14 protein-coding genes are annotated in these 13212 nt (G+C 43.3%); 3 read left to right on the forward strand and 11 right to left on the reverse strand.

What is annotated here, in order from left to right; all coding sequences use genetic code 11:
• The first annotated feature begins 167 nt into the window (after nt 1-167).
• On the forward strand, nt 168-893 hold the full coding sequence (locus MKY99_RS22150) for a Crp/Fnr family transcriptional regulator (RefSeq protein WP_042129903.1): 726 nt from the start codon (nt 168-170) through the stop codon (nt 891-893).
• Between the two features lie 272 nt (nt 894-1165).
• Here MKY99_RS22150 and MKY99_RS22155 read toward each other — a convergent pair whose 3' ends face one another.
• From MKY99_RS22155 to MKY99_RS22200, 10 genes are all read right to left on the reverse strand, one after another.
• The gene (locus MKY99_RS22155; protein ID WP_339266358.1) at nt 1166-1957 is read right to left on the reverse strand and encodes a formate/nitrite transporter family protein; all 792 of its coding nucleotides are present in this window, start codon (nt 1955-1957) and stop codon (nt 1166-1168) included.
• Nucleotides 1958-2009: 52 nt separating this feature from the next.
• The gene (locus MKY99_RS22160; RefSeq protein ID WP_339266360.1) at nt 2010-2330 is read right to left on the reverse strand and encodes a nitrite reductase (NAD(P)H) small subunit; all 321 of its coding nucleotides are present in this window, start codon (nt 2328-2330) and stop codon (nt 2010-2012) included.
• 32 nt (nt 2331-2362) lie between these two features.
• Complete coding sequence (gene nirB / locus MKY99_RS22165; RefSeq protein WP_339266362.1) at nt 2363-4786, reverse strand: nitrite reductase large subunit NirB; 2424 nt, start codon at nt 4784-4786, stop codon at nt 2363-2365.
• A gap of 218 nt (nt 4787-5004) precedes the next feature.
• Nucleotides 5005-5715 (reverse strand): hypothetical protein, encoded by a 711-nt coding sequence (locus tag MKY99_RS22170; RefSeq protein WP_339266364.1) that lies wholly within the window; start codon nt 5713-5715, stop codon nt 5005-5007.
• A gap of 153 nt (nt 5716-5868) precedes the next feature.
• The gene (locus MKY99_RS22175) at nt 5869-6216 is read right to left on the reverse strand and encodes a hypothetical protein (protein ID WP_339266365.1); all 348 of its coding nucleotides are present in this window, start codon (nt 6214-6216) and stop codon (nt 5869-5871) included.
• A 132-nt stretch (nt 6217-6348) separates the two neighbouring features.
• Complete coding sequence (gene ric, locus MKY99_RS22180) at nt 6349-7044, reverse strand: iron-sulfur cluster repair di-iron protein (RefSeq protein WP_339271745.1); 696 nt, start codon at nt 7042-7044, stop codon at nt 6349-6351.
• Between the two features lie 254 nt (nt 7045-7298).
• Nucleotides 7299-8030, reverse strand: a complete 732-nt coding sequence (locus MKY99_RS22185; protein ID WP_076300835.1) for a hypothetical protein — start codon at nt 8028-8030, stop codon at nt 7299-7301.
• Nucleotides 8031-8280: 250 nt separating this feature from the next.
• A complete protein-coding gene (locus tag MKY99_RS22190; protein WP_042129916.1) occupies nt 8281-8598 on the reverse strand; it encodes a helix-turn-helix domain-containing protein in 318 nt (105 codons plus the stop codon).
• Nucleotides 8599-8722: 124 nt separating this feature from the next.
• Nucleotides 8723-9046: a hypothetical protein gene (locus MKY99_RS22195; RefSeq protein ID WP_042190561.1), complete on the reverse strand. Its 324-nt coding sequence runs from the start codon at nt 9044-9046 to the stop codon at nt 8723-8725.
• Between the two features lie 25 nt (nt 9047-9071).
• Complete coding sequence (locus MKY99_RS22200; RefSeq protein ID WP_076284446.1) at nt 9072-10007, reverse strand: Gfo/Idh/MocA family oxidoreductase; 936 nt, start codon at nt 10005-10007, stop codon at nt 9072-9074.
• A 166-nt stretch (nt 10008-10173) separates the two neighbouring features.
• Between MKY99_RS22200 and MKY99_RS22205 the strand changes: the two genes are divergently transcribed.
• On the forward strand, nt 10174-10794 hold the full coding sequence (locus MKY99_RS22205; protein ID WP_339266368.1) for a VTT domain-containing protein: 621 nt from the start codon (nt 10174-10176) through the stop codon (nt 10792-10794).
• 99 nt (nt 10795-10893) lie between these two features.
• On the forward strand, nt 10894-11880 hold the full coding sequence (gene msrB, locus MKY99_RS22210) for a peptide-methionine (R)-S-oxide reductase MsrB (RefSeq protein ID WP_339266370.1): 987 nt from the start codon (nt 10894-10896) through the stop codon (nt 11878-11880).
• 120 nt (nt 11881-12000) lie between these two features.
• On the opposite strand, the gene MKY99_RS22215 is transcribed toward msrB, so the two are convergent.
• A complete protein-coding gene (locus MKY99_RS22215) occupies nt 12001-13131 on the reverse strand; it encodes a DUF4349 domain-containing protein (protein ID WP_339266372.1) in 1131 nt (376 codons plus the stop codon).
• Nucleotides 13132-13212: the final 81 nt, after the last annotated feature.

The following is a 13212-nucleotide window of genomic DNA, read 5'->3' on the forward strand; positions in this document are numbered from 1 at the left end:
TTTTTAGTTAAAAATCATATTACATCTAGCACTTTTGAAGTGAAAATAATCACAATGTTGAAAATTCGACACTTTTAAATGGTTTTTCTTAACCAAATCGAAGATTTTAGAGGTATAATTAATTTAAAATTTACTGAAAAACTGAGGGAATAAAGGGGATGTCGATTATGCTAAAAGAACATTACAATGTCATCGAAGCCCACGGAAATACAAACTGTTTCTCCGAACAGAATTTCAACAGACTTCTTGTTACTATGAAAGAACGCGTTGTTCCAGAGGGTTCACATCTTTTCTGGGAAGGCGACTACTCGGATAAATTGTTTTATATCAAACGTGGACGTGTGAAATTAACTAAATCAACGGATGAAGGTAAAGAACTTATTCTTTATATGTACCAAGCCGGCGATATGGTAGGTCAAGCAGACCCATTCTTCAGCACCAAGCACAGCTTTACTGCAGAAGTGATTGAAGAAAGTGAAGTTGGCGTTATCGAGCAAAAGGATTTAGAAATTCTCATTTGCCAACATTGTGATTTTGCCATCGACTTTATGAAATGGATGGGCATTCATCACCGTCTAACTCAAACGAAATTCCGTGATCTGATGATGTATGGCAAACCAGGCGCACTTTGCTCCACTCTCATTCGACTTGGTAATACTTATGGTGAGAAGAGCAGCGATGGTGAGAACATCCTCATCAACAAAAAAATTACGCATACAGATCTGTCCAACATGATCGGTGCCACTCGTGAGAGTGTAAACCGGATGCTGAGTGACTTGCGTAAAAAAGACGCGGTTGAGTACGAGAACGGTATGATTGTCATCAAGGATCTTGGCATGCTGCAGGAAATTTGCCACTGCGAAATGTGTCCAAACGAGATCTGCCGAATTTAATTCCATTATAATGTACCCTCTATTCTCCTCAATGAAACATACATGACCCAATTATTCTGCACATTATAAAATAGAGTGGTCAAAGGCGCCTAACATAGGCGTCTTTTTTTATCCCACAAGACAAGCAAAAACGCCTTCGGCGTCCCTAATGGACGGTAAGCGTTTATGCGAGAAATATAAGGATAATTTATAGCGTGAAACTTATACTTTCTTATATTTAGAAAAAGAGCTGAACCCGAAATTGGGTCAACCCTATAACTATAAATATACTCTTAACGCTTGGTCTGAGTACCACGCACGGGAGAGATCATCCAGTAGGCCATGCCAACGAATACGCCACCGCCAATTATATTCCCTAACGTAACGGGTATCATATTGTGTACCCATCCGGCAATTGTAACGGTGTCCGGGTGATTCGGGAGCAACACAGCAACACTCAGCAGCGTCATATTAGCCACACTGTGCTCATATCCACTCGCAATAAAGGCAAACAAACACCACCAGATTAGAACCAGCTTCGCAGTTTCACTTTTAGCGCGTGAGGCCATCCATAGCGCTAGACAGACCAGCCAGTTACATAGAATTCCACGGAAAAATAGCTCCGAAAACGGAAGGCTCATTTTCTTGGCTGCAGCCGCAAAGATCAGATGCTCTGGGGGAGCCGCACTGAATAGTCCAGTTCCTCGAATCAAAAGTGCTAAAATCACTGCCCCTACCACATTCCCTACAAACACAAGCACCCAGTTCTTTACAGTATCCCAGATACTTGTTCTACCAGCTAGTGTACTAACCGTAAAGAACATATTATTTCCGGTAAACAGCTCTGAGCCTGCAAACACAACAAGAGTCAAGGCAATACCGAAGGATACACCCATAATGAGGGGTTGGAAAGGCGATTTGGCAGCCGCTAGAGGCGCTCCCAGCGAAAAAATAAGGATAATCCCAATGCCTACATATGCTCCTGCCAAAAGGGCTGCTAGAAAATATCTTGGTAAACTTTCATTCATTTGGTCTCGCTTGCTGACTGCCGCCTCGACAATGTTTTCCACACTTTGAGTAAACATAGTACTCCACCCCACCGTTTTCTATTTCATCCTTTACTACAAGCTTCGGTGTCTACAAGCTCACTGTCACAATGTCTCCGACAAGAGAGACTGGATAAGTCATAACGATACCTTGATCCGGTGCCTGAACTTCACCCGTGCGAAGATCTATTTTCCAATCATACAGTGGATCGTAAAGAAAGTGACCCGAAACGATCCCTTCCGCAAGCGGCCCCCCTTTTGGATGAGGGCTCCGATTCTCAAGTGCAAAGATCGCTCCGTCAGAGGTACGAAATACAGCCAGCTCCACATTTCCAGCAATCACCACACGGCCAATCTGCAGCAGGAAATCCTGTACTGATCCTATTGGATACGTTTGTGTTGTCTTATTCATTGGTCTCTCCCCTTCTGTGTGCGTTATATCCGCTAGACTCTTGTTTCTTCAAAAAGCGCAGCACGAGTGCTGCTGTCATTGAGCATTTTTTTCCAAGGATCCGTAACCTGAGTCAGAGCAAAGTCAATCCGTGCGGCCAGCTCTTTGCGGTTATCTTCATTATTCAAAATAACCATTTGAATCTGCTCAAGTCCCATACGCTCAACCCACTCGGAAGTTCTCTCCAAATAATTGCCGGTCTCACGGTAATATTGCATCACAGCGGAGCACACTTCGATCAACTCTTCATCGGTCTTAATTTTGCAGAAGGAGTCTGCGATCCGTGGCTTAATCCCACCGTTACCACCGATAAACACTTCCCAACCACCATCATTTCCAACGATCCCAATATCCTTCGTGCAGGATTCCGCACAGTTACGTGGACAGCCGTTGACAGCTATTTTAAACTTGGCAGGAAAATCAAGACGTTCATACTTACGTTCTATGAGCGCGCCCATTCCCAGTGAATCTTGTGTGCCAAAGCGGCAGAACTGGGAGCCCACACAAGTCTTAACCGTACGCAGGGATTTGGCATAACCGTAGCCTGAAGGCATATCCAGCTCTTCCCATACCTTAGGCAAATCTTCCTTCTTCACACCGATTAGATCCAGGCGTTGCCCTCCAGTTACCTTCACAACTTTCACGTCATATTTAAGGGAGACGTCGGCGATTTTCTTCAAATCCTCCGGCGTAGTTACCCCACCATACATGCGTGGTATCACGGTGTAGGTTCCATCTTTTTGAATATTGGCACCCATTCTTTCATTTACAAATCGGGATTCTTTCTCATCTTGATGGGTATCAGGGTTCATCATCCCTAGATAATAGTTAATCGCCGGACGACACTTGGAGCAGCCTTCCTCTTGTTTCCAACCGAGTACATTCATGACCTCTTTTGTTGTTTTAAGACCTTTAGCTGTAATTTCAGCAACAATTTCATCACGGCTAAGCGTTGTGCACCCACAAATACCTTGCTTAGCAGCTTGCTGGAAACTGTCACCTAAGACAAATTGCAGGATTTGTTCTACTACGGGTTTACAACCACCACAAGAGCGAGTAGCGCCAGTGCATGCTTTGATCTCATCCACATTAGTAAAACCATGTTCAGTAACAGCATCTACGATCGCTTTTTTAGTTACACCATTACAGCCGCAGACAATTTCTTCGTCCGCCATTGCTTCTACGGATGTGCTCTTCTTAGCTCCGCCACCGCAGCAGCCCGTTCCCATAATCTCCGTATAAATCTCATCGGTCATTACCGCGCCTTGTTTTACTAGCTTTTGCAGATTCGCGGACTCCGTTACATCACCGAACAAAACCGCACCGACAATCACATTATTTTTGAGCAAAATTTTCTTATAAGTTCTCTTCCATTCATCTTTGCTTGAAATCACAGTGTGTTCAGGAGAATCCAAAAACTCACCTGCAGAAAATACATCCACCCCAGATATTTTAAGCTTCGTGGAAACAATCGAACCTTCATAAGGCTTGGTATCGCTACCACATAAATGTTTAGCTAGAACCATGCCTTGTTCAAATAGTGGAGCCACCAGTCCGTAACACATACCACGATGCTCAGCACATTCGCCGATGGAATATACATTCTGCATGGAAGTTTGCAAATAATCATCCACCACGATCCCACGATTTACGGAGATTCCGCTATCTTTTGCCAATGTCACGTTCGGTTTGATTCCAACAGCCATTACCACAAAATCTGCAGCAAGCGTACTGCCATCACTAAAACGCAATCCACTTACTCTCTGTTCCCCGCTCAATTCTATCGTTTGTTTGCCCATAGCAAATTTCACGCCTTGACGCTCAAGCTCAGCTTGCAGCATCGAGGAGGCATTCCGATCAAGCTGACGCTCCATCAGATCTTCCATCAAATGAACTACGGTAACATCCATACCAAGGTTCACAAGACCTTTTGCCGCTTCCAACCCAAGTAAACCTCCGCCGATGACAGCCGCTTTGCTGTATTGTTTGGCCGCTGCCAGCATCGCATCACAGTCTGAAATATCCCGGAATCCTACAACGCCCTCTTTATCACTGCCAGGTACAGGTAAAATAAACGAATTCGAGCCTGTCGCAATAATTACTTTGTCGTAGGGGACTATCATCCCATTATCCGTAACAACTTGCTTCGAGCCTTCATCAATTCGTGTCACCGTTGTTCCCGTGTGTAGAGTTATATTATTGTCTTCATACCAATTCCAGTCGTTTAGGATGATATCATTAAGGGTCTTACTTCCTTCAAGAACATAAGACAACATGATCCGATTATAGTTGGGATGAGGTTCACTTCCAAAAACCGTGATGTCATAAGCTCCACCCAGCTTCAATATCTGCTCAATCGTACCTATGCCTGCCATACCGTTGCCGACTAATACTAGTTTTTCTCTTATCGTTGTCATGGTTAGGTGCCTCCTCAAGCTTATGAATACCTGATCAATTTCTCTTCTACATATTGGAATTATACGGTTCAAATTCAAGTCGTCATTGTGATTGCAGTCACTTTAATTGTGAATATTTTCACACTTTAGTCTACTGATAATTGTTAGATAAATTTTCCACATAAAAAGCCAGATTAACGATTCTGAACAACCGTTGATCTGGCTTAATTTACGATTTTTTAGCGTAAAGTCAATAAAATCTCCAATTCATCATGAGCCCTGAGCTTCATATCCATTCCATCATCAAGTAGTTGTTTTCCGTTCACCTTCAGCTTCCATTCTTCATTACTAAGAGGAGTATAATCGTCGACGGAAAGCACCTTTTTATTGTCATCGGCCAACTGTACGCTACTACAGCTTTTGAGCAAATCTCTTACAGTTAAATCCTCTTCAAATAACATAATATACGTATGATGCAAGTCTACTTCAACACTTCCACCGTTCAAGGTCAGCCTTACAGTTTGAAGTGGTGCTTGATGGTCCTTCGACTTCGCGGTGAAGACTAGCTGTGAATCATACCCTACAGTATTATTCCAATCCGCATTCCCAATGATTTGACCGCCCATCTGAAGCTCCCAAACCATTCCCGCCTCTAGCGAAAAATCCTTTACCGAAACAATGCTTGAGTTATCCTCAGCAAATGTGGCAACATTACTACCTTTCAGTAGCTCCATGATCGATATTCCATTTCTATAACTCCCACTAAGTAACCTATCTGATGGTTTAGTAAGCAGTTCATTATCTCCAACCCTTATCGATATTGTCGGTCCCTCTGATCCTGCCACACCATTATTAGCATTACTATTGCCGTCATTGTTAGTAGAGCATCCACCTATTATGAATACAATGACTAATCCTAGCATCAATTTCCACAAAGATCGCATGGGCATCCTGGCACCGCCTTGTCCCGCCTAATGACCATATAGCGTCTCAGGCTTGTAAAGTTATGTATACTGTCTTTTTAAGGATAACTTAAACAAGCCATGTTCTCAAATAAGTAATAACAAGCTTACTTCTAAAATTGACAAAAACTTTTTAAAAAGCTAACCTCTATCCCCCTCTTTTTGCTCATTCGGCGCTATCTCGCATATTCTAGGGGATTTATCCCCCTCTTTTTGCTCATTCGGCGCTATCTCGCATATTCTGGGGGATTTATCCCCCTCTTTCTGCTCACTCGGCGCCATTTCACATATTCTGGGGGATTTATCCCCCTCTTTCTGCTCATCTGGCTTCATTTCGCATATTCTGGGGGATTTATCCCCTTCTTTCTGCTCATTCGGCGTCATTTCGCATATTCTGGGGAATTTATCCCCCTCTTTCTGCTCGTTCAGCCCTATCTCGTAGTCCGCTTTTAAGCAATCCTTCCGCCTGCCTGCCATCCATCTATCCATCAATCGATCTTACCCATATTTTTTACGATCATTTCTTCTATCTTTTTCAACGGAGTTATCCCCATTTCTTTACATTCTATAATTCCCTATAAAAAAAGCCCCCTAAGGGACTCTTTAGCACACTATTCATCTTCACTGAAACCTAGGGAACAATATATTATTCTCCAAATGTACGTGTTCAAAAGTCATACTCTCCAGCTCTTCCAGCCGGGCATATGTCAATCGATAGGTCGTGCAAGCATGCGCCGGTGGAGTGAAATCATCTGTAATACTACGTATTTTTCTCAAAATATCGCCCGCACCATCATGTTCACTCTCCAGCTCAGACAATGACTCACGAAGCGATGTCAGGCCTTCTTCACTAGGATTAGCAGCGTATGTCAACAGCTTAGGAAATTCATCTTCTTCTTCTTTAGCCGTATGCTCAAGTAAATCTTCCTTAAGTGTGTTGAACAAGTTATATAACTCCACCAAATGGGGAGAATCTCCGCCATGCACTCGATATACCTTAGTTACATTTTGGCTAATGAGGGGTAGCTCTTCACGAAGATAACGGTGATGTTTGTTAATAATATGGTCAATTAACTCTTCTGAAGGTGCAGTATTCCAAGCGATTTCCTCTTGGGGTACTGGATACTCTTCGAACAGCTTGTTTAGATCGCCGATGATTATCTCGTGATCCAGACTACGCTCAGCAGCTGCTTCAGCAAGAGGTTTAGCTCCACCGCAACAGAAATCAATCCGGTTTGCTTTGAAATAATCTGCCGCTTTAGGGAACTGCAATACAATATCCCTCACTAGTGCATCTGGGGTAAACCCAGCCTGGATCGGTTGTGCTTGCTTCGAACCCGAAATACTATCATTAAGTTGTTTAGTTTCCATTATAGCTCCTCCTTGGGTTATGGGATTAGGTTCTGAATAAATCTTATCCACTTGTTCACCTTAACCCTGAAAGGAACTTTGACTTGTGATTGTACGCACGGAAATTGTATCTTATTTTTGAACGAAATTGGAGATTGTTGTACATGCAACGTAAACGCAAAAAAGCACCTTTGCCTACAAAGGTGCTTTTTCAACTCAATTTATTGCACATAAGCCTGCATATACGTCCGCTGTCCCTTTGAATCCTTCAAATAAGGTCCCAATCCGGCAAAACGGGAGTGATCCATATAAACACCGGTCATCCATCTGCCTTCCGTCAAGCCACCATTCCATTTAAGGACAAGATCAGGTGCGGAAATCCATTCCTGAAAGACTCGTATATTCTGATCTTTGTATTCTTTACATGGCTTAGACCGCTCAATAAGGTGGAACTCATTAAGATAAGTTGGAACGAAATAAGAGGATATCGTATGCAAATCATCATCGTCAAAAAAAGGCTCGTCGCCTAAAAAGGGTTTGAATAATACGGTATTCTCGTACATGGACCAAATTAAGGCTTGAAGTACCATACTCTGGCGAATGCCGTTATGAAACTTATATTGTCGCCCATGATTCGCCGCATTTACATCTTGTGGAGGTTCCGTGGACTCCAGACAGTGCCGTTCACAACCAATACACTTCCAACCTGTCGGACTTTGAATCCATTTTTGAAAAATAGTCCCACTATCATTGTTTCCTTTGTAGAGTGAAGAGATAATGCTGTAAGGCACGCCAATCCACGCATCCCATAAGGAATCAGGAAGATGGCTATGCAGCATGAACAACGTCTTGTCATAGATGAGCTGTACTTTGATAGAAGCGTTCTCTAGCTCAGCAACATCCTTTTTTCCATACGTTATTTCCCGGGAAAACAGGGTCGTCTTCGTCTTCATCTCCCTCGCCTCCTAATAGTTTTGCTATGCCTGTACTCCAGCTGAGTAGATTTGAGCAAAAACCAATACGCGAGCGTTTCCATTCAAGGATCATACAATGTTTTTCTATTATATTACAATTATTTTTAAACTGTGCAAGTTTTTTTCAAGCATAAAGGATTGGAACAAAACTGTCACTGTTTAATATTTAGAAATTGAAAAGCCCCTTTTCCACCATTCCGGAAAAAGGGCCACAACATCACTGTGAATTTTAGTCTACCCAGCTCTCAGCCCAAGACTGAATCTGCTGCATAACAGGCTGCAATGCACGGCCTTTGTCTGTTAATTCGTACTCAATACGTACGGGTGTTTCTGGGTATACATGCCTAACCAGGATACCCTCACCTTCCAAATCCTTCATCCGCTCGGACAGCATCTTATCGCTCATTGAAGGAATGAGGCCGGAGATATCTTTAAAACGCTTCGGTCCACTCATCAATGTCTGAATAATAAGTCCATTCCAACGTTTGCCTAAGAAAGAGAAGGCTGTTTCAAATCTGGGACACATCGCAAATTGATGTTCTTCCATTGTTCTCACCTCTCACTAGCGAAACTTACTATTAGTTAGTATATATAATATTAACACATTTTAACCATGATGAACATCGTTTACCGAAAAAAGTTCATCTGACTCTATTATTATATCCCCAATGTCAATCCCCCATTGGTCCTTTAGATCCCCTTAGAGCAATCGCTTCAGTTACGATTTGTGCCAAGTCATCATTTCCAAAAAGCGAAAGCACACCCAAAACGGTGTCATCAGAAATGTCCCCCGCTTCCTCCGCGGAAACCGTGAGGGCAAGTGCCTGACGCAAGGCTTCATTCCCTTCCTGCTGCGGATAAGCCTGCAAGTATAGAGCATGTGGATCGAGTCCATTATTTACACACCACTGAGCGAATACAAGAATCATCATCTCTTCTTCGCGCTTATAGCTTTCGATGATCTGTTCCTCCACTAATTTACGGTTATCCTCCATATATTCTTCTCCTTTCTCAGAGACCTCATTCAGCAAGCTGTGCCGCCAGCATATGACTAGGCAGTACCGCTGAAGCAGCAATGCTGCATAGCTCCGGTGTATTTATGTTGCTAAGAAAATTATTCACTACTCCACTAAAACCTCTTCTATCGAGTACAGTATCCCAGCTTCCAAAGCCTTGAATATGCGGTAAGGTATCTTTTTCAAAAAGAATGGCTTTTTCTAGATCCACTACTTCCACCGATCTGCCATTTCCGTGCAGCTCAAGCTTCTCCAAATCCACACCAGCTTCACGAACCATACTGTACATCCCAACTGCACTATCTTTCCAGCCTAGCATTCCAGATGCCTGCAGCAGACGACCTTCACCACTAGAGTGAAGATGACTACGAAGCAGTTCATACTGATCTCCACACAACCACAACAGCAAATCAAGCATATGGATAAGATCATCATGCACGGTTTCGCGGCTGGTGCTTGTCTGTAGCTTCGTTCGATGTTTAATCGCACTGCAATGGCTAATTCCGCCAACTTCTTCAAGCCATTGCTTGGCGGTGACATACATTGGGGCAAAACGGCGATTAAAGCCCACTCCTAGCAAAAGCCCCTTATCTTGTGCTAGCTCTGCCATCCTTCTGGACTCTTCTAGATCATAGGAAAGTGGTTTATCTACATATACCGAAATCCCACGTTCGAGACATTTTGTTACTATATCATAATGAGTAGTTGTTGGGCTATGTACAAATACTGCATCCAGATCCCAAGATAGCAGCTCTTCCAGATTAGTCGTCCCTTTAGGAAAACGGTAGGTATGAACGGCCTGCTCTACCGTTGTCGGTGAATGACTAAGAACACCAACTACCTCGGCATAATCATGCTGAGAGAGCAGTGGTAAATATACTTTGCGGGCTATATTGCCGATTCCTATTATGGCGACTCTTTTACGTTCAGGTACAATCACTGATCTTTCCCCCTCTTATACACTTCAATAACTCGTTCTTTTCTCTTTGTTCTCTACAAATGCTATTATACCTGCTTCTCATTCTCTGACAATTGATCTTTACTTCAATATTTATTCTTTATCCCGTATGATGAGATGAATGAGTGGAAGAAGGGGCATATTATCTATGAAGAAATGGTTCTCGATTATTCTTTATGTTTCGGGTACAATCCTTGCGTTTATCTACAGATATGACATCCTAAGCTGGATGAAAGAGGATCCTAATCTTTTCAGTTCTATAGGGATCGCAACTTTACTTGCTTTGTTTCCAGTTGTTCCTTATAAAGCTGTCATCGGATTCTTCGGTTATGCATACGGAAGTTTAGCGGGTGCCTTGATTTGCTGGCTAGCTACAAATTTGGCTGCCGCAATCCTTTTTGGCGTTGTGAAGTACTTGTTTCAAAGCCAAGCGAGAGCTTATTTAGCCTCCATTCCCGCACTCGAAAAGTTCACAGTAGGCATTGAGCGGCGACCTTTCGCTTCGATTGTCCTAGCACGACTCGTGCCTATCATTCCCCAAACAGCTGTTAACATCTACGCTGGAGCAGCTGGTCTGCCTTTTTGGAGCTATATTGCAGCTTCTGGCATAGGAAAAATACCGGGGATTGCATTATACGCTTTCCTCGGGGATCATCTGTTCCAGGACCCTGTAAGTGCGATTATTGCCATCATCGCCTATATCGCTGTGCTAATTATCGCTGGACTGAGCTTGCGTCCGCGCTCTCAAGAAGCGAAGAATAACCGATAGCGAAAGAACTTATCGGTTACAAACTGGCAGGCAGTTAGTATTTGCTTTATAATTAAATTGTGATCTATTTAATTGCATTATGTGAATGGAGGGATATCAATGAGTGAACATCAGACTAACCATATAAATACCAAGACAGAAAAAGCAACCTTTGCAGGTGGATGCTTCTGGTGCATGGTCTCGCCGTTCGAAGAATTGCCAGGTATCATTAGTGTCGTCTCTGGCTATACCGGCGGTCATACAGTGAATCCAACCTATGAAGAGGTTTGTTCTGAAACGACAGGACATGTTGAAGCTGTACAAATAACGTTCAACCCAGATATTTTCCCTTATAGTAAGTTACTTGAGCTGTTCTGGCAGCAAATTGACCCTACCGACGCAGGTGGACAATTCCATGATCGCGGGACTTCTTACGGAACAGCAATCTTTACCCATTCGGAGGAACAAAAAGAACAAGCAGAAGCTTCCAAGGCAGCTCTGCAAGCAAGCGGTCGGTTCTCTAGTCCGATCGTAACCCCGATTCTCCCGGCAGCCACCTTCTATCCTGCCGAAGAATATCATCAAGGTTACCATCATATGAATCCAGGCCACTACAAACGTTATCGCAAAGGTTCTGGCCGAGAGGATTTTATCGAAACCCACTGGACACATAAAGAGGACAAACAAAGTTTGAAAGAACGTTTAACCCCTCTTCAATATGAAGTCACTCAGAACAGTGCAACAGAATCTCCTTTCCGGAATGATTTTTGGGATCACCATGGAGATGGTATTTATGTAGACATCGTATCTGGCGAACCGTTATTCAGCTCGCAGGATAAATACGATTCCGGTTGCGGCTGGCCAAGCTTCACTCGTCCGATCCGGGACTACGCTGTGAAGGAAAAGACGGATCTCAGCCATTTGATGGTTCGGACAGAAGTTCGCAGCAAAGTAGCGGATTCCCATCTAGGCCATGTCTTTGACGATGGTCCCGGAGAAAACGGATTACGCTACTGCATAAATTCGGCGGCGCTACGATTTGTACCAAAAGAGGATTTGGAGAAGGAAGGATACGGGGAGTATCGCATACTCTTCCAGCCTGCCTAAACATCAATCCTCAGCACATAAAAAAACGGTTGTCGTCCTTTTAGGATGACAACCGTTTTTTTCTCTTAAAATATAAGAAAGTATAAGTTTCACTTATACATTATTCTTATGCTTGTAGGGCTATTCTTTCTTTGAGTCCTCTGAGTCCTTACTAGCCTTCGAATTATCCTCTGAAACTGCCTCCTTAGGCTCTGTTGCCGCAGGGATGGCTTGCTCTCTGTTCAGCTCCTTATTTCGCTGACGAATTCTCTCGGTCTGCTGCTCCCGACGCTCGCGAATATTTTTACGGGAAACTAATACAATTGCTAAAATAATGGCAGCCCCGATAAGTATCGGTAACGCTCCTGCAAGGATAACGACAATCCACTGAAACATCACAGATAGTGCATTTAAGCTTCCTTTAAGAGCATCTGAAGCACGTTCCAGTAACGGCCCTTGCTCCTTCTTCTCTTTGACAGCAATGCTTTCATCCGTCTGATACACTCTCAATTCTACCGTAGAAAAGGATACATTCTGATTGATATAACGCATTCTACCTTTAATCTGCTCAATGCTTTCTTGAATCGAACCAAGCTCGTTCGCGAAGGCGACCAGATCAGTGGATTTCGTCGCTTTTTTCATAAACTCTGTATATTGTGCTTCCATTAGCTGTTTTGCCTTCAAACGTGACTCCAGATCAACATACTCTTCTGAGACATCCTGACCTTGAATGCTGCGCTGTAGAGATTCGTGTTTTACTTGTTCTAATTTATTCAGAAAAGGTGAGAATCCGGAGGCAGGCACCTTAAGGATAAACGTCCCACCTTGCTCGTACTGCGACATATTTTCATTAAACTCAATAATATATCCATTGGCCATGGTTACTAAATTACGTATTTCAGTCTGTGCTTTTCCATAGTCTTCTACTTCCATGTTAAGATTCGCTTTATAGATCAGCTTCTTGTTCAAGCCCGCTACTACATCGCTACCAGTAAATCCTGCACTTGCTTGATCTGTATTTTCTGATGTGGAGCCCTTTACAGCCATATTCTCGCTGCCAGTTGCTTCTGCCTCAGGAGCTGCCGAAGTGCTTTGATCCGCTGTTGAGGCCATCGAGCTTTGCGATTGTACCTCTACTGCTGCGTCGTTACTCGTACTACCATTTTCTTTTGCCAAACTATCTGCCGCTGAATTTCTATCCGCTGAGCCACAACCCGCCAAGACTACCGTAAGAATTAATAAACATAAGTAATGCAGACCCCATTTGCGCATTCTCATTCCTCCAAAAATGTAATAGATACCGCTTGCACGGATCATAATATCGTTACGGAATGTCTTGTTCTAAGCAGATCT

Origin of the sequence: Paenibacillus sp. FSL R5-0470 (genome assembly GCF_037975205.1) — a bacterium.
GTDB lineage: Bacteria > Bacillota > Bacilli > Paenibacillales > Paenibacillaceae > Paenibacillus_AQ.

Coding starts and splice junctions, on each gene's coding strand:
- MKY99_RS22215 (WP_339266372.1), bottom strand. CDS start 13,131: ATGCGCAAATGGGGTCTGCATTACTTATGTTTATTAATTCTTACGGTA.
- MKY99_RS22185 (WP_076300835.1), bottom strand. CDS start 8,030: ATGAAGACGAAGACGACCCTGTTTTCCCGGGAAATAACGTATGGAAAA.
- MKY99_RS22150 (WP_042129903.1), top strand. CDS start 168: ATGCTAAAAGAACATTACAATGTCATCGAAGCCCACGGAAATACAAAC.
- MKY99_RS22190 (WP_042129916.1), bottom strand. CDS start 8,598: ATGGAAGAACATCAATTTGCGATGTGTCCCAGATTTGAAACAGCCTTC.
- MKY99_RS22195 (WP_042190561.1), bottom strand. CDS start 9,046: ATGGAGGATAACCGTAAATTAGTGGAGGAACAGATCATCGAAAGCTAT.
- MKY99_RS22155 (WP_339266358.1), bottom strand. CDS start 1,957: ATGTTTACTCAAAGTGTGGAAAACATTGTCGAGGCGGCAGTCAGCAAG.
- MKY99_RS22205 (WP_339266368.1), top strand. CDS start 10,174: ATGAAGAAATGGTTCTCGATTATTCTTTATGTTTCGGGTACAATCCTT.
- MKY99_RS22170 (WP_339266364.1), bottom strand. CDS start 5,715: ATGCCCATGCGATCTTTGTGGAAATTGATGCTAGGATTAGTCATTGTA.
- msrB (WP_339266370.1), top strand. CDS start 10,894: ATGAGTGAACATCAGACTAACCATATAAATACCAAGACAGAAAAAGCA.
- MKY99_RS22175 (WP_339266365.1), bottom strand. CDS start 6,216: ATGGATAGATGGATGGCAGGCAGGCGGAAGGATTGCTTAAAAGCGGAC.
- MKY99_RS22160 (WP_339266360.1), bottom strand. CDS start 2,330: ATGAATAAGACAACACAAACGTATCCAATAGGATCAGTACAGGATTTC.
- nirB (WP_339266362.1), bottom strand. CDS start 4,786: ATGACAACGATAAGAGAAAAACTAGTATTAGTCGGCAACGGTATGGCA.